This is a genomic window from Streptomyces sp. SID5469, from assembly GCF_009862865.1.
In the GTDB taxonomy this organism is placed as follows: Bacteria; Actinomycetota; Actinomycetes; order Streptomycetales; family Streptomycetaceae; genus Streptomyces; species Streptomyces avermitilis.
On sequence record NZ_WWIN01000001.1, the window covers coordinates 722,945 to 747,443 of the forward strand.

General features: G+C 69.2%; 24 protein-coding genes. 11 read left to right on the plus strand and 13 right to left on the minus strand.

Features of this window, described 5'->3' with window-relative positions:
* The first annotated feature begins 183 nt into the window (after positions 1-183).
* The gene (locus GTY58_RS03100) at positions 184-717 is read left to right on the plus strand and encodes a CbrC family protein (protein WP_037651193.1); all 534 of its coding nucleotides are present in this window, start codon (positions 184-186) and stop codon (positions 715-717) included.
* Here GTY58_RS03100 and GTY58_RS39410 read toward each other — a convergent pair.
* The gene (locus GTY58_RS39410; RefSeq protein ID WP_010982010.1) at positions 699-1,553 is read right to left on the minus strand and encodes an acyclic terpene utilization AtuA family protein; all 855 of its coding nucleotides are present in this window, start codon (positions 1,551-1,553) and stop codon (positions 699-701) included. The genes GTY58_RS03100 and GTY58_RS39410 overlap by 19 nt on opposite strands.
* A complete protein-coding gene (locus tag GTY58_RS39415) occupies positions 1,550-1,771 on the minus strand; it encodes a hypothetical protein (protein ID WP_197586426.1) in 222 nt (73 codons plus the stop codon). Before GTY58_RS39415 ends, GTY58_RS39410 begins: the two co-directional genes overlap by 4 nt.
* Positions 1,772-1,829: 58 nt before the next feature.
* Between GTY58_RS39415 and GTY58_RS39420 the strand changes: the two genes are divergently transcribed.
* Together GTY58_RS39420 and GTY58_RS03115 are read left to right on the plus strand one after the other, a co-directional pair.
* Positions 1,830-2,060: a hypothetical protein gene (locus tag GTY58_RS39420; RefSeq protein WP_197586428.1), complete on the plus strand. Its 231-nt coding sequence runs from the start codon at positions 1,830-1,832 to the stop codon at positions 2,058-2,060.
* A 225-nt stretch (positions 2,061-2,285) separates the two neighbouring features.
* Positions 2,286-2,558: a hypothetical protein gene (locus GTY58_RS03115; protein WP_037651189.1), complete on the plus strand. Its 273-nt coding sequence runs from the start codon at positions 2,286-2,288 to the stop codon at positions 2,556-2,558.
* A 95-nt stretch (positions 2,559-2,653) separates the two neighbouring features.
* Here the strand turns inward: GTY58_RS03115 and GTY58_RS03120 are convergent, their stop codons facing one another.
* Entirely contained in the window at positions 2,654-3,700 is a 1,047-nt protein-coding gene (locus GTY58_RS03120) for a zinc-binding dehydrogenase (RefSeq protein ID WP_010982012.1), read from the minus strand.
* A 131-nt stretch (positions 3,701-3,831) separates the two neighbouring features.
* A complete protein-coding gene (locus GTY58_RS03125) occupies positions 3,832-7,053 on the minus strand; it encodes a cytochrome P450 (protein WP_010982013.1) in 3,222 nt (1,073 codons plus the stop codon).
* 899 nt (positions 7,054-7,952) lie between these two features.
* On the opposite strand from GTY58_RS03125, the gene GTY58_RS03130 reads away from it, so the two are divergent.
* Positions 7,953-8,609, plus strand: a complete 657-nt coding sequence (locus tag GTY58_RS03130; protein ID WP_010982014.1) for a TetR/AcrR family transcriptional regulator — start codon at positions 7,953-7,955, stop codon at positions 8,607-8,609.
* Between the two features lie 471 nt (positions 8,610-9,080).
* Here the strand turns inward: GTY58_RS03130 and GTY58_RS03135 are convergent, their stop codons facing one another.
* The 5 genes from GTY58_RS03135 to GTY58_RS03155 form a co-directional block, all read right to left on the minus strand.
* Positions 9,081-9,878 (minus strand): TetR/AcrR family transcriptional regulator, encoded by a 798-nt coding sequence (locus GTY58_RS03135; RefSeq protein ID WP_010982015.1) that lies wholly within the window; start codon positions 9,876-9,878, stop codon positions 9,081-9,083.
* Between the two features lie 384 nt (positions 9,879-10,262).
* Entirely contained in the window at positions 10,263-10,445 is a 183-nt protein-coding gene (locus tag GTY58_RS03140) for a hypothetical protein (protein ID WP_010982016.1), read from the minus strand.
* 715 nt (positions 10,446-11,160) lie between these two features.
* Entirely contained in the window at positions 11,161-11,490 is a 330-nt protein-coding gene (locus tag GTY58_RS03145; protein ID WP_010982017.1) for an NIPSNAP family protein, read from the minus strand.
* A gap of 68 nt (positions 11,491-11,558) precedes the next feature.
* Complete coding sequence (locus GTY58_RS03150; protein ID WP_010982018.1) at positions 11,559-11,978, minus strand: SsgA family sporulation/cell division regulator; 420 nt, start codon at positions 11,976-11,978, stop codon at positions 11,559-11,561.
* 27 nt (positions 11,979-12,005) lie between these two features.
* On the minus strand, positions 12,006-12,260 hold the full coding sequence (locus GTY58_RS03155; protein WP_037651186.1) for a hypothetical protein: 255 nt from the start codon (positions 12,258-12,260) through the stop codon (positions 12,006-12,008).
* Between the two features lie 511 nt (positions 12,261-12,771).
* Between GTY58_RS03155 and GTY58_RS03160 the strand changes: the two genes are divergently transcribed.
* From GTY58_RS03160 to GTY58_RS03170, 3 genes are read left to right on the plus strand one after another with little or no spacing between them, the layout of a single operon-like run.
* The gene (locus GTY58_RS03160; RefSeq protein ID WP_010982020.1) at positions 12,772-12,981 is read left to right on the plus strand and encodes a ferredoxin; all 210 of its coding nucleotides are present in this window, start codon (positions 12,772-12,774) and stop codon (positions 12,979-12,981) included.
* Positions 12,971-14,335, plus strand: coding sequence for an FAD-dependent oxidoreductase (locus GTY58_RS03165; protein WP_010982021.1), 1,365 nt, complete (start codon positions 12,971-12,973; stop codon positions 14,333-14,335). The genes GTY58_RS03160 and GTY58_RS03165 overlap by 11 nt, the downstream gene beginning before the upstream one ends.
* A gap of 32 nt (positions 14,336-14,367) precedes the next feature.
* Positions 14,368-15,567: a cytochrome P450 gene (locus GTY58_RS03170; protein WP_010982022.1), complete on the plus strand. Its 1,200-nt coding sequence runs from the start codon at positions 14,368-14,370 to the stop codon at positions 15,565-15,567.
* 89 nt (positions 15,568-15,656) lie between these two features.
* Here GTY58_RS03170 and GTY58_RS03175 read toward each other — a convergent pair whose 3' ends face one another.
* Positions 15,657-16,292, minus strand: a complete 636-nt coding sequence (locus tag GTY58_RS03175; protein WP_010982023.1) for a TetR/AcrR family transcriptional regulator — start codon at positions 16,290-16,292, stop codon at positions 15,657-15,659.
* 265 nt (positions 16,293-16,557) lie between these two features.
* Here GTY58_RS03175 and GTY58_RS03180 point away from each other — a divergent pair, with 265 nt between their 5' ends.
* Positions 16,558-19,020, plus strand: a complete 2,463-nt coding sequence (locus GTY58_RS03180; RefSeq protein ID WP_010982024.1) for a SpoIIE family protein phosphatase — start codon at positions 16,558-16,560, stop codon at positions 19,018-19,020.
* Between the two features lie 87 nt (positions 19,021-19,107).
* A complete protein-coding gene (locus GTY58_RS03185) occupies positions 19,108-21,537 on the plus strand; it encodes a SpoIIE family protein phosphatase (protein WP_010982025.1) in 2,430 nt (809 codons plus the stop codon).
* Between the two features lie 359 nt (positions 21,538-21,896).
* Here GTY58_RS03185 and GTY58_RS03190 read toward each other — a convergent pair whose 3' ends face one another.
* Entirely contained in the window at positions 21,897-22,343 is a 447-nt protein-coding gene (locus GTY58_RS03190) for an Lrp/AsnC family transcriptional regulator (protein WP_010982026.1), read from the minus strand.
* Positions 22,344-22,436: 93 nt separating this feature from the next.
* Here GTY58_RS03190 and GTY58_RS03195 point away from each other — a divergent pair, with 93 nt between their 5' ends.
* Together GTY58_RS03195 and GTY58_RS03200 are read left to right on the plus strand one after the other, a co-directional pair.
* Positions 22,437-23,255, plus strand: coding sequence for an LLM class flavin-dependent oxidoreductase (locus tag GTY58_RS03195; RefSeq protein WP_010982027.1), 819 nt, complete (start codon positions 22,437-22,439; stop codon positions 23,253-23,255).
* On the plus strand, positions 23,252-23,689 hold the full coding sequence (locus tag GTY58_RS03200; RefSeq protein WP_010982028.1) for a nucleoside deaminase: 438 nt from the start codon (positions 23,252-23,254) through the stop codon (positions 23,687-23,689). Before GTY58_RS03195 ends, GTY58_RS03200 begins: the two co-directional genes overlap by 4 nt.
* A 118-nt stretch (positions 23,690-23,807) precedes the next feature.
* Here the strand turns inward: GTY58_RS03200 and GTY58_RS03205 are convergent, their stop codons facing one another.
* Together GTY58_RS03205 and GTY58_RS03210 are read right to left on the minus strand one after the other, a co-directional pair.
* Positions 23,808-24,218, minus strand: coding sequence for a gas vesicle protein K (locus GTY58_RS03205; RefSeq protein ID WP_010982029.1), 411 nt, complete (start codon positions 24,216-24,218; stop codon positions 23,808-23,810).
* On the minus strand, positions 24,215-24,499 hold the full coding sequence (locus tag GTY58_RS03210) for a gas vesicle protein (RefSeq protein WP_042494207.1): 285 nt from the start codon (positions 24,497-24,499) through the stop codon (positions 24,215-24,217). The genes GTY58_RS03205 and GTY58_RS03210 overlap by 4 nt, the downstream gene beginning before the upstream one ends.

Below are 24,499 nucleotides of genomic sequence, written 5' to 3' on the forward strand. Positions count from 1 at the left end.
TCCACATCGCCCGCGAGCACGCGCGCACCTACCCTGCCTTCGACCAGCAGAACTTCGACCTCACCGCTTGATCACGAGCCTGCTTGCGGACAGACTGCGGCCCATGAAGTTCACGGGCGTGCCCGCCTGCGCGCAGGCCACCGGGGTCGAGACGGGCCTCTCTTTGCAGCGGCAGGCTCAGCAGTGAGCGTCAGCCTGCCCCACTTCCGCTATCACCCCGACCCCGTCGCCAGCGGGTCCATCGGCGAGAGCGCCGAGGTCTGCGCCTGCTGCAACCGCAGCACGGGGTGGATCTACACGGCGACCTTCTACACGGCCCACGACGTCAGCGGCAGCTTCTGTCCCTGGTGCATCGCCGACGGCACCGCCGCTGAACGGTTCGAAGGTGAATTCACCGACCCATACGGCCTCGACGGCATCAGTCAGGAGACCCTGGTGCAGGTCACCCGCCGCACCCCCGGCTTGCACGCCTGGCAGGATCCGCACTGGCTTGTCCACTGCAACGACGCCGCCGCCTTCATCGGCGAAGTCGGATACACCGAACTGGCGGCCCACCCCGAGGCACTCGACCAGCTTCGACTCGACCTTCGGATGGGCGGTTGGAACGACGCGACCCAGCTCGAGCACTTCCTGACCCACCTCGGGCAGGGGGCAAGCGCCATGCTCTTCCGCTGCACAGTCTGCGGCACCCATCTCGCCTACGCTGACGCTTCATGACGGCCCAGCTCAGCACACGCGTTCCCTTCCAAGGATCCGCAGCCAACGCCGATCACACGGCGCTCGTCGCCCTGTCGGAAACCCCGGGCGGGCCCATGCGTGCATATGAGCTCAGCGATGAGCTGGGCTGGGCTGGGAGAGAGCCGCCTCCACCACCAGCTCACCCGCCTGTGCAAGCGCGGCCTGGTGGAGCGCCAGAGCGGACCGTCACGCGCCATGTATGCGGCGCTCACGCCAGAAGGACGCACAGCCTTGGAAGAAGCAGCCCCCAAAGCCATGCCCAGGTAGTGCGGCGCCTGTTCGTCGACCCTCTCACAGCAGAGCAGATCGACCATCTCGCCGAGATCTCCAGCGTCTTCCTTGACCATCTGCACTGGCTGGTGCGGCCAGTCCGACAGCGGCTGACCACTCGTCAGGTGCGGCAGGCAATGGCCCGCTTGCCCCAGACCGTCGAGGCTGCCGAAGACGTCGTCGCCTTCGATGTGGGAGACCCGCAGGTCGTGACCGTGGCGTGCGATCAGTTCGCGCGTCGCGGCGGCCAGCCCGGCGGGGTGGAGTCCTCCGGCGTTGACGACGAGCCTGATCCGGTTGGCGACGAGGTGCTCGCGCGCCGCGTCGAGGTGCTGCAGGAAGGTGATCGCAAAGCCCTTCGTGCTGTCCTTGGCGCGCGCCTTGCCGAGGACCAGCATCGTGACCTCGGCGAGGTATTCACCCGTGAGGACGTCGATGCCGCCCGCTCGGGCCATGTCGGCCATGGCCGAGGCGCGGTCGCCGTAGAAGCCGGAGCAGTTCCCGACGCGGAGGGGGCGTCGGCCCCGTTCTGATGCTGACGTCATGCCAAATCTTCCGGTGTAGAGGAGCGAAGACCGCCGGCGTTCTCTCCTTCGGCCCTGCTGACCCGTACCGTCCCTTCGAACCCCACTTCGCCGGAGGGGTGTTCCTCGGCGAGCTCAAGGGTCATGCTGTCGCCCTCGATGTGGGTCACCCGCGCGGCGGAGGCCAGGTTGGCGGGCGCACAGACGGGCTTACGCAGGCGGTAGGCAACCTTCGTCACGTGCCACTTGGGGCCGAGAGCCTCGGTGACACAAGGCAAGCGCCGCTCGCAGGTGGGAGTGCGCCACGAGACCGCCGTGGCCCTCCTCGCGCGCGTAGGGCTCGTCGAAGTGGATGCGGTGGGGGTTCCAGGTGACCGCGCTGTAGCGGAACAGCTGAAAGGTCGTGACCGTGTGCTTGAGCCGTGGGAGTGTGTCCCCGACCTGATAATTGATGGACACTACAACTCCTGCAAACTCAAGAAGGCGGTCGCCGTTCTCGGCGCCCGGTACGGGCTCAACCACGCCTGATCCCCCGCGCGGCCCGGCTGTCGCCCTCCGGTGATGTCCAGTCGGGGCGGCAACCGCCGGCGCCCGACTCAAGGGACTCACCAGCAGGCAAGTGGTGTCGTCGGCACGCATTCCTGTCGGCCGAGCGCGGGCGAGAAGTGTGTCGGCCATGTCGTCCAGCGGGCCGGTGGCCTTGCAGAGCGCTGTCGCGAAGGGATCGTCCTGCTCGGCGACTTCGCCTGGTGCATGGCCCCTGTACTCCGGGCAGGGTTTGGCATAGGCATCGCGGGCACCGAACTGCTGGCCCGGCTGCTCGCCGAACACGACCACCTGCCCGCCGCCCTCGGCGTGCGGGAGCAACGGCTGCGCCCGTTCGTCACCCGCCATCAGGGGGAGGCCCTGCGCATGCGGCACTTCTTCATGCCCGCCCACCGCTTCGGGTACGCCACCCGCCGCACCCTCATCCGCGCGGCCGACACCCCTGTCGGCTCCGCGCTCACCAAGACCCTTGTGAACTGACCGTCCACACAAAACCGTGGGCGCCGGTGCTCCCTCAAGCACCGGCGCCCACTCACCCCTGCCCGAGTGGTCTGGATGAACTTTCTGTTCAGTCGTCAGGGGACGAGGATGAGGCGGATCGGGTCGCCGATCTTGTTCTCCAGCCGGTTGACCGCGTCGGCGGCCTCGGCGAGCGGGAGGTGGTCGGTGATGGAGGGGGCCAGGTCGAGACGGCCGACCTCGGCGAGGCGGACCAGCTCGGTGACGGACTCGGGGCTGCCGCCGTAGTGGCCGCGCACCTGCTTGCCCAGGTAGTTGAAGGTCAGGCCCTCGGTGATGGTGAGGGGCCTGGGGCTGATGCCGACCAGGATGAGGACTCCGCCCAGGCCGAGTGCGGCGGCGGCCTGCTCGCGGACGGCCGGCACGCCGGCGCAGTCGAAGGCGAAGTCGAGGCCTCGTCCGGCGGTGGCCGCGCGGATCTGGTCGGCGAAGTCGTCGGCGGCCGGGTCCAGGGCGAAGTCCGCGCCGAAGGCCAGGGCGCGTTCGCGGGCGCTGGGCAGCGGGTCGACGGCGATGATCGGCGCGGCGCCGGCCAGGCGGGCGAGGCGTACGTTGTGCGCGCCGACTCCGCCCACGCCCCAGACGCCGACGGACTGGGCGGGGCGCACCCCGGCGGTGGTGACGACGGCGGCGTAGGGGGTGGAGACCGCGTCGGGGATGATCGCGGCCTGGTCGAAGGGCAGGTTGTCGGGGATGGGGATGAGGGTGTCCTCGCGGGCGACGGTGTACTGGGCCCAGCCGCCGTCGTAGTCGATGCCGGCGGTGCGCATCTGAGTGCAGGGTCGGCTGCGCACGCAGCCGGCGCACTGGCCGCAGGTCTTGCCGGCCTCCAGGGTGACGCGAGTACCGACGGTCAGGCCGCGCTTGAGGTCGGGGCCGAGGGTGTGGATCACACCGGAGACCTCGTGGCCGACGGTGACCGTGTCGGAGGTGGCGAACAGCGGGACGAGGGAGCCGTCGATGAGGTGGACATCCGAGAGGCAGACGCCTGCGGCCTTGACCTCGATGAGGACCTCGCCGGGGCCGGGCACGGGGACGGGGACCTCCTCCACGGCGAACTTCTTGCTGTCCAGGTGGAAGCGTCCGGCGAGCATGGTGTCCATGGTGCTCTGCTTTCTGTGAGCGGCACTCCGGCGGTTCGGGCCGACGGGTGCCGTGCGGTGTCTCGCGGGTGAGGGGTGGCCGGGAGGGGTGCGGGCGTCAGGAGCACCGCACGCCTCCCGGTGTCTGAGGGTCAGGCGAAGACGTCCTGCTGGTAGCGCTCGTCCGCTTCCAGCTGGGCGAGCCACTGCTGGGCGGCCTCGTCGTCGCTGCCGGTGTGCTTTCGGTAGATGGCGGCGAGCGCCTCGCGCACGGCGGGTGCCATGCGGCGGCCGTCACCGCAGACGTAGACGTACGCGCCGTCCTGGATGGCCTGCCACACGGTGTCGGCGGCACCCACAATGGCGTCCTGGACGAACCGGGCCGGGTGTCCGGTCACCGCGGAGAAGGCGGTGTGCACCTGGGCGATCCCGGCCTGCTCCCAGTCCTGCATCTCCTGCCGGTAGAAGTAGTCGTGCTCCGGGTGGCGGCAGCCGACGAAGACCTGGGACAGGCCCACCTGGGTGCCGTGCGCGTGCTGGTGGGCACGCTCCTCCAGGAAGCCGCGCAGCGGCGCGATGCCGGTGCCGGGGCCGATGAGGAGCAGCGGCGTGGCGGGGTCGGCCGGCGGGGCGAACGTCGGGGAGGGCACGCGCACGTAGCCGTAGAAGACGTCACCGGACTCGAGGCCTGCGATGTAGGAGGAGCAGGTGCCGCGGTACCGGCCGTCGCCGGACAGGGCCGGGCCTTCCAGCAGACCGACGGTCAGCCGGACGTGGCGCGGGTTGGCCAGCGGGGAGGAGGAGATGGAGTAGAACCGCGGGCGGATCGGGCCCATCATCTCCAGGAAGACCGCCAGCGGCAGTTCGACCGCCGGGAAGCGCTCCAGCAGGTTGAGTACGGAGACCCGCTTGCCCAGGATCTCCTTCTGGTAGCGCTCCTCGGCTTCGGCGGTGTCGGCCGTGTAGGCCTGCAGCTGCGGCCGGGTCCACGGGCACTGGGTGTGCTCGGCCAGCTCCTGTATCTGAGATCGGGTGGCCACGTCCTGCAGCTCGACGAACTCGGTGAACAGCAGGCCTGTGGTGACGGGGGTGCCCACCGGGAGGTGGGTCCGGCCACCGCCGGGCTGGTCGAGCCGGAGCACCTGGTCGCGGTCGACGCCGAGCCGCGCGAGGGCGCGGTTGACCAGCACGGGCTCGTTCTTGGCGAAGACGGCCAGGTGGTTGCCGGTGTCATAGGTGACACCGTCGGGGAGTTCGATGGTGATGGACTTCGCGGCCGGGCGCGGCGGCTCGATGCTGAAGTCCCACAGCCCGGTCGCGTCGCTGACCAGCTCCTCGTTGGCGACCACGGTGAGGGGGTAGGCCTGCTCCGAGACGATCGCGGGACGCACCTCCGCCTCGGTCAGCAGCTGCACCTCGAAGCGCGGCCCGGTGGTTTCGGAGGTGTCGGCGGCGTACTCCTCGGCCAGGGTGGTCCACAGGGTGTCCATCCAGCGGGTGGCCATGCCGTCGAAGTCACCGGCGGCGTCCGCGATACCGCGCTCGATGACGCGGGTGGCGCCGGCGGCCAGCAGGCCTGCCTCGATCCGCTTGGGGAAGCCCTGGTAGGTGGCCACCCACTGCGTGTTGCCGGCACCCAGCAGCGCGAACCGCACGTTGGACAGCGAGCCCTCCGGGAGTCCGGCGGCGAGCAGGTCGTCGAAGCGCTGCGCGTTGTCCGGGGCCTTGCCGTTGTAGCTGGAGGCCACGACGACGAGCAGGCCCTCGGTGGGCAGGTTGTCACCCAACTCGTCCAGGCCGACCAGGGTGGTGCCGAATCCGGAGCGCTCACCGCGGTCGGCGATGGTGCGCGCCAGGTCCTCGCACGAGCCCAGGCTGGAGCCGTAGGCGACGGTCAGGTTCACCCCGACACCGCTGACCGCGGCCTGCGCCTGCGTGTCGTCGGTCTGCAGGTCCGCGGCGCCGAACACGGTCCGCTCGTGCTCCTGACGAGCCCGCACGTTCAGTTCGAAGCCGCCGGGCTTGCGCGTCAGCGCCTCCTTGACGTCCATCTTGTAGTCGTCGGTGTCGGCGAACTTGAACTTCTGCAGAACCAGCGCGAGGGCCAGACGCGCCTCGGTGAGTGCGAACTGCCGGCCGATGCAGGCACGCACACCGTTGCCGAACGGCTTGTAGGCGTGCGGGTGGTGGTTGACCCGGTTCTCCGGCAGCCACCGGTTGATGTCGAACTCCTCCGGCCGCTCCCACGCCTTGGGGTGGGTGTGCAGCGGACCCTCGAGGATGTTGACCCGCGCTCCCTTCTTCAGCCCGTAGCAGCCACCGATGACGGTGTCCTCCAGCGGGGACTTGCCGATCATCGGGATGGGAGCCCACAGGCGCAGGGTCTCCTCCAGGATCCGCGGGATCACGTCCATCTGCATGATCGTGTCGTAGTCCGGGACCGTGTCACCCGGCAGCAGTCGGTCCACCTCGGCGTAGGCCTGGGCCAGGATGTGCGGGTTGCGCATCAGCGAGTACGTGGCGAACGACAGCAGACCACTGGTGGTCTCGTGACCGGCGATCAGGAACGTCACCACCTGGTCACGGACGTTGTCGTCGTCCAGCCCCTTGCCGGTCTCCGGGTCCGTGGCCTCCAGCATCAGGCCCAGCAGGTCGTCCTCACCTGTGCCCTTCCCCTCACGGCGCTCCTTGATCACATTCTCGACCAGGTCCCGCATCAGCCGGATGTTCTCGCGGTACTTCTTGTCATCGGCCTTGCGCATCTTGGTCATCACCGGCAGCTCCTGCGAGCGCCGCAGCGACTCAACCAGCGCCTGCAGCAGCGCGTTGAGGAAGGGGTGCAGATCCTCCTTGGCGAAGGAGTCGAACCGGTAACCGAAACCCGACAGGGCGATGGTGTCCAGGGTCAGCCGGGTGTAGTCGTCGGTGATGTTGACGGGCTGGCCCTCCTTACGCTCCCACTTGCCCACCAGGTTCTGGGCGATCTCCAGCATCTGCCCGAAGTAGCCCTTCATCGCCCGCTGGCTGAAGACCGGGAGGAGGACTCGGTGCGCCATGCCCCATTCCTCTTCGTGCTGGTGGGCCGTGAACAGGCCGGCTCCCGCGTAGTCCCGGACATGGGCCAGCGGCGTCTTGTCGATCTGCTTGAAGAACCGCGTCTCGTCGCAGACCTCGGCCACCAGGTCCGGGTCCCAGACGAAGACCTGCTCGATGCCGGCGATCTCCATGCCGTAGAGCCCCTCGGGGAACTGCTTGGACAGCTTGCCGAAGTACTCCACCGGGTTGGTGCTGGGGATCTGCGGCGTGTGGCCGAAGAGCGGGACGCCCCGCGGAGACCGGATGGGCCGCAGGTCGGTCTCGGGCTGTGTGGTCATGGCTGGCTCCTCCAAGGGGAAAGGCGGGCAGGGCGCCATTCGGTGTGACGGGGCGCCGGTACGGCAGCGCCCCGTTTCCATACGCTGTATGCCTTCAGTAGTACCATACGACGTATGGAAACTCAATCGGCAGACCTGGGGTCGAGAAACAGGAACGTTTCGGCCCATCAGGGACGGCGTCGCTCACGCAGCGGGGTCGCATCAGGATCAGGCGCTGCCGAACGCTCTCCCGGCTGGAGGAGGCGAGGGGAGACCGGTCGCCGCCAGCCGGCGGCTCGACCGGGCCACCGGTGGGTGCGCCCCGGGGAGGACACCCACGATCCGCGACGGCGGCCGCGGCTACATCCCGGTGAGCAGCCAATCCCCCTGCCCGCCAGTACGCATCGCGGAGGTCGGGTCTGCACCCATGCGCGTCGGCGACTGACGGCAGCGCCGGAGAAGCAGGCGCGTGTGCCGCCTCGCGGCGGCGCCCGTACGTCTCCATGCCGCGCTCGATCAGGCCGGTATCAGTCCGCGAGAGCGGGCAAGGCGGGTTCGCCAGGGTCTCCTCGGCAGGGCATATCTGCGATCCGCCGCCGCGGGCGAGCACACCGGGAGTGGGAGCGGTCGACACGCCTCGCCCGGTCCTACGCCCGCACACGTCAGGCGGCAGTGCGCTGAAGCCGCCGCTCGAGCGCCTTGCTGCACCCCTCGAGCGCAGCTTCCCGCCTGAGCCTTTTCCTGGCCGAGGCATGCCTTGACGACCTCGTCGGCCATCAAGGCCACCAGTTCGGGACTGCCCGTCGCCAGTTACGCCGCCCACCAGCACACAGCCCGCTTCCGCGAAACCGGAGGAACGAGGGGCTGAAAACGATGCCACCGTCCTCCGCAGTGCCGCGGGCGCTGGTACCGTACAGCGTATGGCGACTGAACGGAAGCCCCCTCGGGGCACAAGAAAGAGAGACGTACCGCTCACCAAGGACGGCATCTGCGCCATGGCGTTGCAGCTCATCGACGCCGACGGGGTCGAGGCGCTCACCATGCGCAAACTCGCGACCGCGCTCGATGCGAACCCGATGTCGCTGTACCACCACGTGCCGAACAAGGACGCCGTGCTGCGCGGCGTGGCCCACCGGGTCGGTTCGCAGTTCAGCGCGGGGCAGCGGGAGGACGTCCCCTGGCAGGACCAGCTGCGTGAACTGGCCCGGGACTTCCGCGAACTGTCGCACCGTCATCCGAAACTGATGGGGTATTCCTTCACGCGCCCCGACTACGTGCAGCCGGAGGACCCCTTCTGGCAGGCACTGATCGACATCCTGGCCGCCGCGAAACTGCCCGACGAGGAGATTCCGCGCGTCGCCGCGACCCTGGTCGGTGTGTTCACGGGTCTGCTGCTCGGCGAACTGAACGGGGCACTGCAGCGGTGGGCCACCCTGCCACCGGCACCGTCGGGCCCCGACGGGGAAGACGCGCCCCCGCCCTCCAAGGACGTGATCGACACCATGTTCAACTCCGCGCTGGACGCTGCGGTCTCCGGAGTGGAGAACCATGTCGCACGAGTCCGCGAGGGGGCGTGACGGAAAGGGAACGGTTCCGTGGAGGGGCGGTGCGCGGTCCGGCGGCGCCCCCGCCGGGCCGACCTGACGCCGCCGCGCGTGCTTGTCTCTCGTCGGCGGCGGCCGGGCTCGCGTCCGGCCGCCGCCCTGTCCTGTGTCACCGATGACACCCACTCAGAGAACCGGCTCCGGCCTGGCCAAGCACCGGATCACCACACATGGCGCCTGAACGGTGCCGCTGACTGCCCCTCGGTGTCAGCGATACCGAGGCCGGCCCCCCCCCGTTGGCGAACCCGAGGGCGGGCACCTTGTTATGCAGTCCAGTGCGCCTCAAGGGCTGCGGCGACCTCGGCCGGCTTCTCGCTCCGGATCAGGTGCCGACGCACGCCGCCCCACACACGGTGGGTGTCGTGGACGCCGTGGATCAGAACTACAGGCACGGCTGAACCCCCTTAGCACTGAACAAAAACAGCACGTCTGGGCTTTTGGCCCTCACTGAACTTCCGGATCGAGACCGGCCGCCATGCCCGAGACAGGATTCCCCGGGGACTCTCCTTCACAGTGTGCGGCCGGTGGTCGGAGTTGACGGGGGATGCGTCCGGAGGCGCACCCGGAGTTCTGCGGGGGCTGGCCCTCGCGCCCACCGGCGTGATCGGCTGTGAGCCGGCTTTCCAGGCCGCTGATGATCGTGTCCAGCACCAGGCGGAACATCCGGTCCTCGCCAAAGCCCTCGTTCGTCGGGCCGTCCTCGCCGGAGGCGGGTGTGGCGGGCTGGAGGTTCGACCACCGGTGCAGCGCGCCGTTGAGCTCGGCGATCATCACGCCGATGACGACGGCGCACACGAGCGCGGCGAGCTGCGGGATCTCCGACTGCGGCACCCCTGCGGCGGCCAGTACGGCGGTCAGCGCGACCCAGAAGGGATCTTCGGGCTGGATGAAGTCCGGCTGACTGAACGAGTAGGCCATGAGGTTGGGGTGGCGGTGTGCCAGCGTCCGGAAATCCGTGGCAAGCAGGCGCACGCGCTCCTGCCAGGGAGCGTCCTCGAGTGTCACGGTGCGGAACCGGGCGCCGACCATTCTCGCCACGCCACCCAGCAATGCTTCCTTGTTCGGCACGTGGTGGTACAGCGACATCGGGTTCGCGTCCAGCGCGGCGGCGAGTTTGCGCATCGTGAGTGCCTCGACCCCGTCCGCGTCGATGAGCCGCAGGGCGGAGGTGCAGATCCCTGCCTCGGTCAGAGGCACATCCCTCTTCCGAGTACCTCTAGGGGTACGCTTCGCTCTTTCCATACGATGTATACTAACAAGCCGTACGGCGTATGGAAATCTGCCCGAGTGAGGCCACGCGTTCCGGCGGCCGGGCGAGGGGGACTCGCCGCCCGTGGCGGCAAATAGAGCGGACCATCGGGTGCGACCGTCGGCGTTGCGGGCGGGAGGGCTGACGCAGACGTTCGTCCACTGATACTTTCCGCCGGACGCGGTTCAGGCGCTGCTGTCCAAGCATCTGGTCGTGGACGAGTACGAGGGCGCTGCCTGAGTGGGGCTCATTCCCTTGGCCATGGCGGACTACGTACGGCATCCGAACGGGCTGGAGCGTGCTGGTCTTCACGTTCCGATCTCGAACGTGTAGTGCGAGGGAACGAACAATTCCGAGAGCGCCGTCGCATGGTCGGGTCACGACAGGGTGGTGATGTCGGCCCAGTGGACGGCGTGGCCTGCCTCCTGCCAGTCGCCGTGTGCGTCGGCGAGGCAATCGATGATCAGCAGCCCGCGGCCGTGTTCGTCGGCGTCGAGGCCGGCCGTCCAGTCGACCTCGGTCGGCGGCAGGGCCTCCGTCGGCCACCTCCACGTGCACATGGCCGTCGGCCGGGTTGCCGTCCAGTCCGAAGCTCAGCGGTGGTTGGGCATGCAGTACGGAGTTGTGAAGCGTTGCGCCCTGAGGCCGGCCTGTGGTCGGGCGGGCGCAGGCTGCCGCGCACGAGGAGGCGCCCATCACATCCCGAAAAGACCTTCTCCACGCGGCCGACGGCGTAACCGTCAGGTCGGCTACAGATCGATCGCCCGGCCCAGCCGCAGCACCGGATCCCGTGCGCGCTCTACGGGCACATCCTGCCCTACGCCACCTCGCGCTCAGTTCTACTGCTGGTTCGCTCGCCTGGATGGTGTGCGTGGTCCGCGGTCTCGTACGGCCCCAGGAATCGCAGCATCCGGCAGTGGCCAGGCCCTGGACGCTGCCGTGCGGCTCGCTCGCACTCCGGACGACGACCCTGCGCATGACTCGGCCGGCCGAGCTGCGGCAACGGCAACGGCAACGGCAACGGCAACGGCAACAACCTGGCGCACGGCGCCGCCGGTACGCGTTCACCCCCGGCCGGCTGTGCCTCCGCGTCACTGGGCGTCGGCCGCCCGTACTGACGGGCGCTCAACCGGGTCTTCGGCAACTGCACCCGTCCCCCCGATCTCGCCGATCTCGTCCATGCCCGTTACCGTCCGGCGGGCACCTCGGCGGAGTTGCGCGGCGTTCTGGCACGAACGAGAAGGTCGACGCAGACTTCGAGGGGCTCGGTACCTGTCACCGCAAGGGTGAGTCGGCGGTGGGCGTCAGCACGGACTCGGCGACGCCGACGATCTGGCTGATGTCGAAGCCCTCCATGTCCGCCCGGAATTCGGGGCTGGACAGGTACGCCTCCAGCCGCTCCTGAACGTCGTCGGCGTCCCGGTAAGAAACGAGGGCGTACAGCTGGGGCTCCTCACTCCCGGGGGCCGCAGGCACCGTCCAAACGCCGTGTGTGGTGATCCTGTGCTTGGCCATACCGGGAATGTGCTGGGACCAGATGTTCTCGTAGGCGACGAGCGCCTCAGGGCTGCGCAGGGTGTAGACACGAAGCTGGTACTGGGACATGAACTCTCTTCCTTCTTTTTCGCGGCCGGGGCAAAGAGCCCCATCCGCACGGCGGTGGGAGGCTTCTCTCAGCCTTTTGCAAACAGGTTCGCCACTTCTCGGTCCCAGTCGATGTGTCCGGACTCGGTACCCCGCGGCACAAGCGCCTCCGCGCTCTCCAGGAAGGTCTTGACGTCCTGCACGGGAACCTCGAGCAAGGCGGTGCCCGCGGGAGCCCCGAGGACGATGTACATCGCTTTGTCACCACGGCCGACGGCCGGCCAGACCCGGATGTCCCCACAGCCTGCGGAACCCCTTAGGCCATCGGCCAGAAGATCACGCCCCAGGACCCACTCGGTCGGCTCGTCGGTGTGGGTGAAAAAGGTGGCACGGACGACATAGGGGTCAGTGGGCTCGTACCGCAGGCTCATACACATGGACAGCGAGTAGGTGCGCGAGACGACAAGCTGCACGGCCACCTCCTGCATGACGGTCTTCAAAGACTCCATCGACTTTCACTCCTGCCTGGGCGGTGGTCAGCAACCGCTGATCTCATCCCGGCCGTCGTGGTGCCAGCCGCGGATCTCGTCCCAGGAGTAGCCCAGTTCGAGCAGATAGCCGACACCGTGGTCCCAGCGGTAGTCGCCGGCGTCGACGCTGACGGCCGGGCGTTGGCCGTGCACGGATGCGGAAGTCGCGGCCGAAGCGGTACCCCCGGCACCGAGCGCGGCGACACCCGCGACCGCCACGCAGAAGGCGGTGACGGCAACGCGCCTCGTGAGCCTCTTCATGGTCTTTCCTTCCTGATGGGTGCGGTCCGCACCATCGGCTGCATGCAGGCGATGTGCGGCATCTGGCGCGGCCTGGGCAAACCCTTCCATACGGCGTATGGAAGTACTCTCCCAGAATTACCATACGACGTATGGAACTGTCGAGGCGGTGAAACCGGCCCGCACAGTCGGCAGCGGCATGAACAGCTCGACGTCCTCACCCAGACAGCGTCGGCCGCCTGGACGAAGTCCGCGTGGCCTTCGAGAAGATGCTCACCCGCATCGACCATCTCGGGCTCTGCACCGAAGAGATCAGCCGCACCGGCCAGCAACTGGGCATGTTGTGCCCGTGCGTTCACCCACCCATCCCTCATCGGCGTGGCCTTCGGGCTCGACAACGCCCTGGGTTGAGCCGTCACCCCAGCCGGACGAGCTGCCCCGGATTTCCGTCTCCGGAGCCGTGGCATGCGGTCACCCGGGTCCGGCCCCATGCTGGAAACGAGGGGGTGAGACAACGGAGGGAGTGGTGGGGATGCAGACCGTTGTGGATCTCACGCGCTGCCAGGGCTATGCGCAGTGCGTCTTCCTCGCGCCGGAGGTGTTCCAGCTGCACGGGGAGGAGGGCTTGCTGTACGCCACAGCCGTCCCCGACGACCAGGTCGAGCGCGTGCGCCAGGCCGCGGCGGCGTGCCCGGTGCAGGCGATCCTCCTCGGTGAGGAGGTGAGCGCCGGTGCCCGGTGACCTCAAGGACGGACGTATCGTCATCGTCGGCGCGTCGCTGGCGGGGCTCAGGGCCGCGGAGGCGCTGCGTGAGGAGGGCTTCACCGGCTCACTGACCGTGGTCGGGGACGAGCCCCACCCGCCCTACGACCGGCCGCCGCTGTCCAAGCAGGTGCTGCTCGGCCAGGCGACGGCGGACAGCACCGGGCTGCCGATGCGCCAGGACCCGAACGCCGATTGGCGGCTGGGCGTGCGCGCCACCGGCGTGGACCTGCTCGCGAAACAGGTGCTGCTGGAGGACGGCGAGTCACTGCCGTACGACCGGCTGCTCATCGCCACCGGGACCCGCGCGCGGCCCTGGCCCAACCCGGCGGAAGCCGCCCTGGACGGGGTGTTCGCCCTGCGCACCCGCGAGGACGCCGGAGGACTGGCGCAGCGGCTGACCGCCGGTCCGGAGCGCGTGCTGGTGATCGGCGGCGGCTTCACGGGCTCGGAGATCGCCTCGGCCTGCCGAGAACGGGGACTGGAGGTCACGGTCGCCGAACGCGGCCCCGCTCCCCTGGTGGGCGCGCTCGGCGGCACCCTGTCGAAGCTCGCGGCCGCCATGCAGCGCAACCACGGCGTGGACCTGCGCACCGGGGTGACGGTCACCGCCCTGAACGGCAACGGAAGCTTCACCGGTGCGGAGCTGTCCGACGGCAGCCGCGTCGACGCCGACGTCTGCGTCGTGGCGCTGGGCGCGGTACGCAACGTCGAATGGCTGGCGGAGTCCGGGCTGGCGGCGGGCCCGCGCGGGATCGCCTGCGACGCCGGATGCCGAGCCTTCAACATGTACGGAATCGTCACCGACGACGTCTTCGTGGCCGGCGACGTCTCCCGCTTCCCCCACCCGCTGTTCGGCTACCAGATGCTCTCCCTGGAACACTGGGGAAACGCGGTCGAGCAGGCCGAGGTGGCGGCACACAACATGGTCAACCCGGGGCCTCTGCAGCGCCCGCACCTGGCCGTCCCGTCGTTCTGGTCGACCCAGTTCGGGCTCAACATCAAATCGGTGGGCGTGCCCACCTACTCCGACCACGTGGTCATCGCCCAGGGCTCCCTGGAGGCGCGCCGGCTGGCCATGGTCTACGGCTACCAGGGACGGGTCACCGCCGCCGTCACCGTCGACATGGCCAAGGCGCTCGACTACTACCGGCACCTGATCGAGACGGCCGCTCCGTTCCCGCCTCCGCCCGGCGCCCAGGACCGTGCGGTCGCGGCCGACCTCGCGATTCCGTCCGACGTGCCGGATCCGAAGGGGCTGTCGCACGGCCCCACCGTGGCGCTCACCGGATACCTGCCGGATCGCCGGCTGACGCTGGTGCAGCCCGGCTGACCCACGTCCCCGCCCGACCACGAGGAGCCACCATGGCCTCCGACACCCTGCTGGCCCGGATCACCGACTACGCCAACCGCCCCGACCCCTACCCGCTGTACGCCGAACTCCGCGAGGCGGGGCCCGTGGTGCGGCAGGCGGACGGCAGCTATCTGATCGGCACCTACCACGAGATCGTCGCGCTGCTGCACGACCCCCGGATGAGCGCCGATCCGCGCTCGCGCACCGCTCCCGCTCCGTACGAGGTGACACGAAAACCGTCGTTCCTTCGGCTCGACGACCCCGAGCACCACCGGCTGCGCAACTCGGCCATGCGGCCGTTCGGCCCGCCGCACAGTCCGGGCCGGGTCGACTCCATGCGCGGCGAGATCGTCCAGCTGACCAAGGAACTGGCGGAAGTGTTCCAGGAGGGCAGGCAGATCGACGTCGTCGACGACTTCGCCTACCCACTGCCCGTGACCGTGATCTGCCGCCTGCTCGGCATCCCGGACAAGGACGAGCAGCTCTTCCAGGACTGGACCGATACCCTCGTCGCGTCCGCCGACATCGGGCCCGAAGGTGACACCGCCGAACGGGACCAGGCGGCCGACCAGGCGCAGCAGGAGATGGGCCAGTACCTGGTCCAACTCGCCGAACAGCGCCGCGGTCGGCCCACCGGCGACATGCTCTCCGACCTCGTCAACGAACCGGACCCGGCCGCACGGCTCAGCGAGGAGGACCTGGCGGCGAACACCATCCTGCTGTTCATCGCCGGACACGAGACCACGGTCAATCTGATCGCCAACGGCGTCCTCACCCTGTTGCGCCGGCCCGACCAACTGGACCGTCTGCGCGAAGACCCCAGCCTGCTGCCGCGAGCGGTGGAGGAACTGCTGCGCTACGAGCCCCCGGTCCACATGCGCGAGCGGGTTCCCCTCGTCGACATCGACGTCGCCGGCACCACGATCCCCGGTGGCACGTCCGTCATCCTGGCGCTGGCCTCGGGCAGCCGCGACCCGATGCGGTTCAGCGAACCCGACCGGTTCGACCCCACCCGCCCGGACAACCAGCACGTCGGCTTCGGCAGCGGTATCCACCTGTGCTTCGGCGCGCCACTCGCCCGTATCGAAGCCGAGGCCGCGCTCGGCGCGCTGCTCCCCCACCTCGGCACGGCACGCCTGGTCCAGGACCCGCCTCCCTACCGGCAGAACGCCATGCTGCGCGGACCCCGCCACCTGCCCATCCAACTCTGAGGCCGAGGGGCGGCGACAACAGGCGAGAGAGGTCAGCCGCCCCGGCCCATTACGCAGGCCGCGGGAGCCGGTGCGCGGCCGGGACCTCTTCACGCTGCGGCGGGAAGGGGCCGCCAGGCGAGGTCCCGGGCCTCATCCGGGGAAAGGCCGAGCATATGCAGGATTGTCTCTGCCATTGCGCCCGCGGCCTGGTCACTGTCGGCCTCGGGCTGGTTGCACCACAGCTCCAGGAGCGCCAGCAGGCCGCCGTTCAGCAGGGTCAGGGCTATCACCGGGTCGGCCACGGTGAACCGGCCTGCGGCCATGCCCTGCTCCACGTCGCGCTTCGCGCGCGGAGCCAGTCCGTCCCCGGCGTATATCCGACCGAGCTGGCTGTGACACAGGATCTGCATGATCTCCGGGTATGACGCGGCCATGCGCGCGCTGAGCCGCACGCCCCCAGCGACGCGCTCGGCTGGATCATCGACGCCGTGCAGGCGTTCGTCGACGGCTTGGGCGTACTCCTCCAGCGCATCGGCCACGGCCGCGTCGAACAGGTCCGGCTTGCCCGCGAAGTGGTTGTAGAAGGAGCCGAGGCCCACGTCCGCGCGTTCCGCGATGGCATGGATGCTGGCGCTGGCGCCACCGGACTCGGCCAGGACCTGCCGCGCGGCGCGGACGAGTGCCTGGCGGGTCTCGGCACGACGGCGTTCGAATCGGTTCCTGCGTGGGGCTGGCATCGGCATGCTCCATGAATAAGAGCAGCAGTTCTGATGTATTCATCATTGCACCATCCGCCTCAACCGTCCACCCTGGCCCACCAATCCCGACTCCGCGGTTGCGTGATGCGACAGCGCACGGTCACATCTGGCAATTTGATCAATTTCGGGGGACTTGACGATAAAGGGATCGTATCTGACTATTTCGTCAGAAGTGGACAAAGCCGTCCATTGGGCCGACGCCGCGCATGCCGAGGCTGTCGCACACCTCAGCACCGATGGGAAGAACCGGATGACGAAGACCGACCACACGCCACTCGCCGAGCCGGTGAGCCCCCGAGAGACACCCGATGCCGCAATAGCGATGCTCGACGCGGAGGGGACCGTGGTGGGGTGGACGCACGCCGCTGAGCAGCTTGTCGGGTACTCGGCCGGGGAAGTGGTGGGCCGGTCCGCCACACACGTGCTGCCGCCCGCCGAGGACGTCCCGAGTGCTTCAGTGTTCGCCGAGCAGGGCCGTGCCCTGGATGGCTGGTCCGGCGCCGTGACGGTCCGCCACCGCGACGGCCACGCCATCAAAATGACGCTGCGGATCTCGCTGCTGTGGGGGCAGGACGCCGGAACCCGGTGGCTGGTGTCCGTGACCGACATAGGCACCCTGTCCTCGGGGACGTCCGACGAAGCCGTGCGGGAGTCGCTCCTGGCCCACGCGCCGGTCGGCATCGCGGTCTATGACCCGCGGCTGCGCTGCACCTGGGTCAACGACGTCATGGAGCGCCACGACGGCACTCCTCGTGAGCGACGGTTCGGGCGCCGCCTGCGGGACTCACTGCCCGCCGTGGAGGCCGAAGCGCTCGAGGTGGTGATGCGGCAGGTGCTGGAGAGCGGCACCACCATGGTCCACGAGTACCGGGCGTGGTCGTCGACGGACCAGCGCCGGGAGCACGCGTTCTCGGCCTCGTTCTTCTGCCTCCAGGACGCGGACGGCACGGCACTGGCCGTGTGCTCGATGAGCGTGGACGTCACGGGCAACCGGCGGGCGCGCGAGCGTCTTGCCATCCTCAGCGAAGCCAGCACGCGCATCGGCAGCACCCTCGAGGTCATGCGGACCGGGCAGGAACTGGCCGACCTCGCCGTGCCCCTGCTGGCCGACCACGCAATCGTCGACCTGATGGAGTCGGTTCCGTTCGGCGTGGATCCCTCGGCGGGGACCGGCACGGCGGCGAACGACCGCCCACCTGTGCTGCGCCGTGCCGGTGTGGCCTCCGTCGACCCGGGCATCCTCAAGTTGCTGATGCGCCAAGAGGTGATCCGCCCCTTCCCGACCTCGCTGTTCGCCACCGTCCTGCGCACGGGCAGGTCTTACCTGGAATCGGTGCTGGACACCTATTCAGGCCCCTGGATTCTTCACGACCCGGCGCGGACGCAGATGGTCCGTGACAGCGGCGTCCACTCTTTGATGGTCGTACCCATCCGTGCGCGGCGCTGTGCGCTGGGACTGGCGGTGTTCTGCCGCTCCGAGGAGCCGACGCCGTTCCAGGAGGACGACCTCCTGCTCGCAGAGGAACTCGTCACCCGGGCCGCGCTCAGCCTGGACAACGCTCTCCAGTACGCTCGCCAACGCACCGCGGCCCTGACGCTCCAACGCGACCTGCTCCCCCACCATGTGGGAGGTGGCGCCGCCCTCGATGTGGCCTCGCGCTACGTGCCGGCTGACATAGACCACGGCGTGGGGGGCGACTGGTTCGACGTGATCAAGCTGTCCGGCGCCAGGGTGGCCCTCGTCGTCGGAGATGTGGTCGGACACGGCATCAACGCCGCGGTGACGATGGGCCGATTGCGCACCGCCGTCCGCACGCTCGCGAACATGGAACTGCCTCCGCACGAACTGCTGGCGCACCTCGATGACACGGTCAAGCGGCTGAGCGAGGAAGACGCCGACGCTCCGGACCAGCTCCCCCCGGCGGTGGGCGCCACGTGTCTGTATGCCGTCTACGACCCGGTCACCCGGCGGTGCACGATGTCGCGGGCCGGGCATCCCCCGCCCGCGATCATCGACCCGCAGGGCCGTGCCACTTTCCCCGACATGCCCGCCGGGGCCCCGCTCGGCCTCGGCCTCGGTCTGGTCCCCTTCGAGTCCGTGGAACTGGAACTGCCCGAGGGCACTCTGCTCGCGCTCTACACCGACGGTCTGGTCGAGTCCCGCGACGACGACATCGACGTGGGCCTCGACCGCTTGGGCGCCGCCCTGGCAGAGTCCGGTTCGGCCCTGGAAGACCTGTGCTCCCAGGTGATCGAGACCTTGCCGACTCAGGCCCCGGCCGACGATGTCACCTTGCTCCTTGCGCGGACTCGCGGACTCGAACCGGCCCAGGTCGCCTCCTGGGAGCTGCCGAACGAGCCGGCCGCCGTCCGCATCGCCCGGCAGGCAGCCGCCCGTCAGCTCAGCGAATGGGGGCTCGATCATCTGGTGACCACCGAGCAGCTGATCGTCAGTGAACTGGTCACCAACGCCATCCGCTACAGCGGCGGGCCGATCCGCCTACGACTCATCCAGCACCAGGTCTTGACCTGCGAAGTCTCCGACAGCAACCCCAGCCACCCACGCCCCCGTCAGCCCCACACCATCGACGAGAACGGCCGCGGCCTTTCCCTCGTCGCCCAGTTGTCCCACCGGTGGGGCTCCCGCTCCGCAACCGACGGCAAGATCGTCTGGGCCGAACAAGACCTGCCCTCCAAAGCCCTCGCGGCGTGACGCGCTGCGGCACGCCGACCGGGCGGCCGACAGCCGCCACAGCATGCCGATCTCTCGAGCCGCACGCTCTCGTACAGGAAGCCACTGATGGATAAAGAGAATGCCAAGAACGCCTACTCGGCAGGCGCCTCCCAAGGATCGACGGGCGTCTCCGGTTCCGGTCCCGGCGGCAGGCGATGCGCCTGTGACGGCCCGGCAGCCGCCGTGCTCGACGATCGAGGCGCGGTGGTGGGGTGGACCGAGACGGCGGAGGACCTGACGGGGTTCCGCGCCGGGGAGGTCTGCGGCCGCCCCGTGCAGGAACTGGTGGCCGACCTCCCGGACCACCTTCGCGGCGCCACGGATATGCCGGAATCCGGGCGGGTACGGCTGCGGCACCAGTGCGGCGACACCATCGACGTCACTTTCCGGACCACAAGGGTGCAGGGCTCGGCGCAGGTCCTCGTCCTGGCGGCACCCACACACCACGTCGCCGACCACAAGCAGGGCACAGCGCTCCTGCGCGCACTGTCCGCACAGAACCGGATCACGATCGCCCTGTACGACACCGACCTGGCCACTGTGCAAACGAACGCCAAGCCGGACACTCCCGACGGCCTTCCAGTACAGCCCGGCACTCGGCTGAGCGACGTGCTGTGCGCCGATGACGCCGAGAACCTGGAGGCAGTACTGCGCCAGGTGCTCGAGACGGGTGTCCCGGTGGTCCGCAGAACCCAGCAAGTGAGCTGGCGGCACAATTCGGCGCGGCGGCACACGCTGTCGCTGTCTGCCTTTCGTCTGGAGGACGTGCGAGCACGCCCCACGGGGGTCGCAGCCCTGTACATCGACAGCGACGACCTGCGTGCCCGCCGTCATCTGGATCTCGCCCGCGAGGTGGCCGAGCGAGTAGGAGGATCCCTGGATGTCGTGCGCACCGCACAGGACCTTGCGGACGTTCTCGCACCTGCGTTCGGGGATCTCGCCGCAGTCGACCTTGCGTACTCCGTTCTCGACGGGGAAGAACCCTCGAAGCAGCTGAACGGTGGAAACATGGGCAACGCGGCCCTTGCGCCGGCCACCGCGGTGTGGCCGGCCGGCATCAAGCGCGGCGAGTCCATCCCGCCCCTTCCCGACCACCCCCTGTGGCGCAGTTTCCGACACGGCGAGCCAGCCGTCTTCAGCCTTGACGACTTCATCGCCATGGTCGGCGACCCGCAGCTGGTCAAGTATCTCGCCCCGAAGGACGCCCATTCGATGATGGTGGCACCGTTGCATGCCCGCGGGCTCACGCTCGGCGCCATATCGGTCTGGCGCTGCGGCCGATCCGACCCCTTCACCGAGGACGAGGCGGATCTCATGAAGCAGATCGCCTCACGGGGTGCGCTCGCCATCGACAACGCCCGCCGTTACACGCGCGAGCACCGGGCGGCCGTAGCGCTGCAGCAGCTCCTCCTTCCCCCGGCCACCACCGACACGCCGGCCGCCGAGACCGCCGGCGTCCACCTGCCCGCAGGCGGGGAAGCGGACATCAGCGGCGACTGGTACGACGCCATCGCTCTGCCCTCTCTCCGGCTGGCACTTGTCGCCGGAGACGTGGTCGGCCACGGCATGTCCGCAAGCGCCGCCATGGGCAGCCTGCGCGCCGCCATCCGGACGCTCGCGGACCTGGAGCTCGAACCGGACGAGCTGCTCACCCGGCTCGCGGACCTGGTCCAGCGCCTCGCGGCCGAAGCCCCGTCCGGCGACTGCGACATCGTCGGCGGAACGTGCCTGTACGCGGTCTACGACCCGGTCACCCGCCGCTGCGCCATGGCCAGCGCCGGGCATCCGCCACCCGTCCTGGTGCGGCCCGACGGGACCGCCGAAGCAGTCGGTATCTCCCCGGGGCCACCACTCGCCCTGAGCGGCATGCCGTACGAGACCACCATCATCGACGTCGAGCCGGGCAGCGTCCTCGCTCTCTACACCGACGGCCTGGTCGAACGGAGCGATCGCGACATCGGCCAAGGCCTGCGGCGCCTGACGGAAGCCCTCGCCGCGTACTGCCGTCCGGATCGCGCCCTGGACGAAACCGGCCGTGCTCTCCTCGCCGATCTGGCAGACCAGGCGCCGCGCGACGACGGGGCCCTACTGCTGGCCCGCACCCGCGCCGTCCCAGCGGCGGACACCGCTCACTGGGAGATCCCGGCCGATCCCGCCGCCGTCGCAAAGGCTCGAGAGTGGACAACCCGTCAACTCACCTTGTGGGGCCTGGACGACCTCCTCTTCGCCACCGAACTCATCGTCAGCGAACTGGTGACCAACGCCATCCGCTACGGTCGTCCGCCGATGGACCTCCGTCTGATTCGCCACAACGCCCTGGTGTGCGAGGTCACCGACTCCAGCAGCACCCAGCCCCGCCTGCGGCGTGCCCGCACAACCGACGAGGGAGGACGCGGCCTGTTCCTCGTCGCTCAACTCGGCGGACGATGGGGCTGCCGCCACGTCCAGAACGGCAAGACGATCTGGTCCGAGCAAGTCATCCAGGATTCCTCCTGAAGCTACGGCTCACGAGGCCGCTGCCACCACCGAGCTGGTCGTCAGCGAGCCGGTCACCAACGCCATCCGCCACGCAAGCGCCCGATCGAGCTGCGGCTGATCCACAACGGCATGCTGATCAGTCGCACGGCTGTGTGAGCGGTGCACCCGGCACACCGGAGCGGGAAAGACCATCTGGGCCGAGCAACCCGCCCACTGCACGCTCTCGACTCGACCACTGCCCCGCTCGTCGCTGCGTACCCCGCAGGCTGGGAGCATGATGTTGCCGCGCGGCCGGGGTCGGCGGGGCCTGGTGCGCCCGGACCGCGATGGCACTCCACTACCGCTCTGCGGGAATGCGGCGGCGGGTCGACCGTTGGTCAGGGCCGGCTGGGTGAGCGATAGGGCAGCGTCTGGCTGTAGACGACGCTCGTGGTCGTGCTGCCAAAACCAGCCAGCTCATCCACGAGCGTCTCCAAGTGCTCCATGGAGCTCGCGGCCACCTTCAAGGTGTAACAGTCGTCGCCGGTGGTGCGCAGGCACTCCAGGATCTCCCCCCGCTCGGCGAGCAGCCGACGCAACGGCTGGTGGCGGTTGCCGGGGTACTTCAGCCGGACGACGGCGAGCACGGGATAGCCGACCTTGGCCAGGTCGACCACGGCGTGGTAACCGGTGATGACGCCCAACGACTCCAGATTCCGCACCCGTTCCGTGGTGGCCGAGGAGCTGAGATTCACGCGCCGTCCCAACTCGCTGAGGGAGATGCGAGCCTCCCGTTGCAGCTGCCCGATGATCGCCCAGTCAACGTCGTCAAGATTCACGGCCATGTCGCGACTCTACCGGCAGAACCACGGAAGAACGTCGCCATCGCCGGGAAGATTCGGTTCCGTATGCCATGATCTCCTGGATAACCTCGGCTCATGCAACTTGGCGTCAACGTACCGAACTTCGGGCCCGGAACCGATCCCGGCGTACTGCGCGATTGGGCGCGGCTCGCTGAGGGGCTCGGCTTCGACCTCCTCATGGTGTCGGACCACGTGGCCGTCACCCCGGACGTGGCCGAGCGGTACCCGGAGCCGTTCTACGAGCCGTTCACCACGCTGTCCTGGCTGGCTGGCCTCACCACGAGGCTGCGGCTGGGCACCACGGTGCTCGTCCTGCCCTACCGGCATCCGCTGCTGGTGGCTCGGATGGCTGCCAACCTCAACCAACTCAGCAGCGGCCGGTTCGTCCTCGGGGTAGGCGTCGGCTGGGCGCGTCAGGAGTTCGACGCGCTCGGCGTTCCGTTCACCGCGCGCGGCCGACTGGCCGACGAGTACCTGGGTGCCCTGCGGGATGCCTGGCGCACGGAGACCGGGGACGGCACCGCCCCGATACCTGTCTGGGTCGGCGGCCACAGCGAGGCGGCAATCCGACGCACGGTCAGGTTCGGCGACGCCTGGCACCCGCTGCGGCTCCCCCTCCCCCTGATGCGCTCAGTCCTGGCGAACCACTCGCTGCCGGCGTTCGCGCCCCGGATCGCCCTGCGGATGACCGGCACACCGGTCGACGACCGCGAGCGGCCCGCCGGTGTCGGCACCATCGAGCAGATCCTCGACGACCTCGACCAGCTCCGTCTGCTCGGCGCGGCCACCGTCGTACTCGACCCCTACCACGGAGATCCGGAGGAGACCCGCCGGCCCCACGCGGCCTGGCAGGCACTCACCGCCGTGGCCACACACTGGAGGACCCCATCGTGATCACCATTGAGGACGAGACCCTCCTGCGGCGTGCCATCGGCATCGCGGCCCACGCGGTCACCCTGGGGGACGCACCGTACGGCTCCCTGCTGACCGGCCCGGACGGCGCGATCCTTGCCGAAGCCCACAACACGGTACGGCGCGACAACGACATCGCCGCCCACCCGGAACTGAAGCTCGCCCGCTGGGCGGCCCGCGAACTCGCCCCGGCCGCGGCCGCCCGCACCACCATGTACACCAGCTGCCAGCCCTGCACCATGTGCGCCGGCGGCATCGTCCGCTCCGGCATCGGCCGGGTCGTCTACGCGCTCTCCACCGAGCAACTCGTCGAACTCAACCCGCAGTCGGGCGACTGGCCGACGGTGCCCCAGGACGGCCCGGTCCTCTTCGAGGAGGCGCGCGCCCCCATCGACGCCTACTACCGACCCACCTGATGACATCGGCTCGTCAAACTGTTCGAGCCGGTCGAGCGCGACACGCGCGAGGTTCGCCAGGCCGCGCTTCACGTGTGCCCGGAGATGCTCGACCGTGCCCCAGCGACCGCCTTGGGAGTCAGTAGTCGGAAGGCGGGAGCAGTGTGCCGAGGGGGCCGAGATCAATATTGAGGTCCTGCATGGTCAGGCCGTAGCGACCGCAAAGGTCGTTCAAGCGGTCGTGCAGGACCATCAGGGTCATCCCGAGGCGCTCTTCCTCCTCCTCGGTGAGGTCGCCGGCATCCACGCGGTGCAGGGCTTGTCGTTCCATGAGCTGACGGATGAGTTCGACCAGGGTGAGTACCAGCTTGATCAGATCTCGTTCCACGGTGTCGGGGTCGGTATTGATCCGGGAGGCCGGATGGGGTGGGCTCTCGTTGCCCGACGCGGGGACGTCCTGCGGAGCGGCGGGGAACAGGCGGAAGGGACCGGGAGCCGCGTCGGCCGCCTCGTCGGAGCGGCCTTGGTGACGGGGGGTGTCGGGCGTCATGGTGAGGGGAGCTGGTCGGGGTGGCCGGGTGACGTGACCGGGAGCGGCCCACCACGGCTCCAGGGGCTTGGGGTCGTGGTGCCGATGGAGGCGATGAGGGCTCGCAGGGAGATCCGTACGAGGTCGATGTCGGCGATCGACAAGGTGACATCGCCGGTGATGACGATGCCACCGGTGAGCAGGCGGTCCAGGAGGTCGATGAGCGCGACCTGGCGGTCAGGCAGGGACCCGCGGTCCGGTGGGCGGGGCTTCGCAGGGCCGAAATCGGAGGGGTCGGTCAT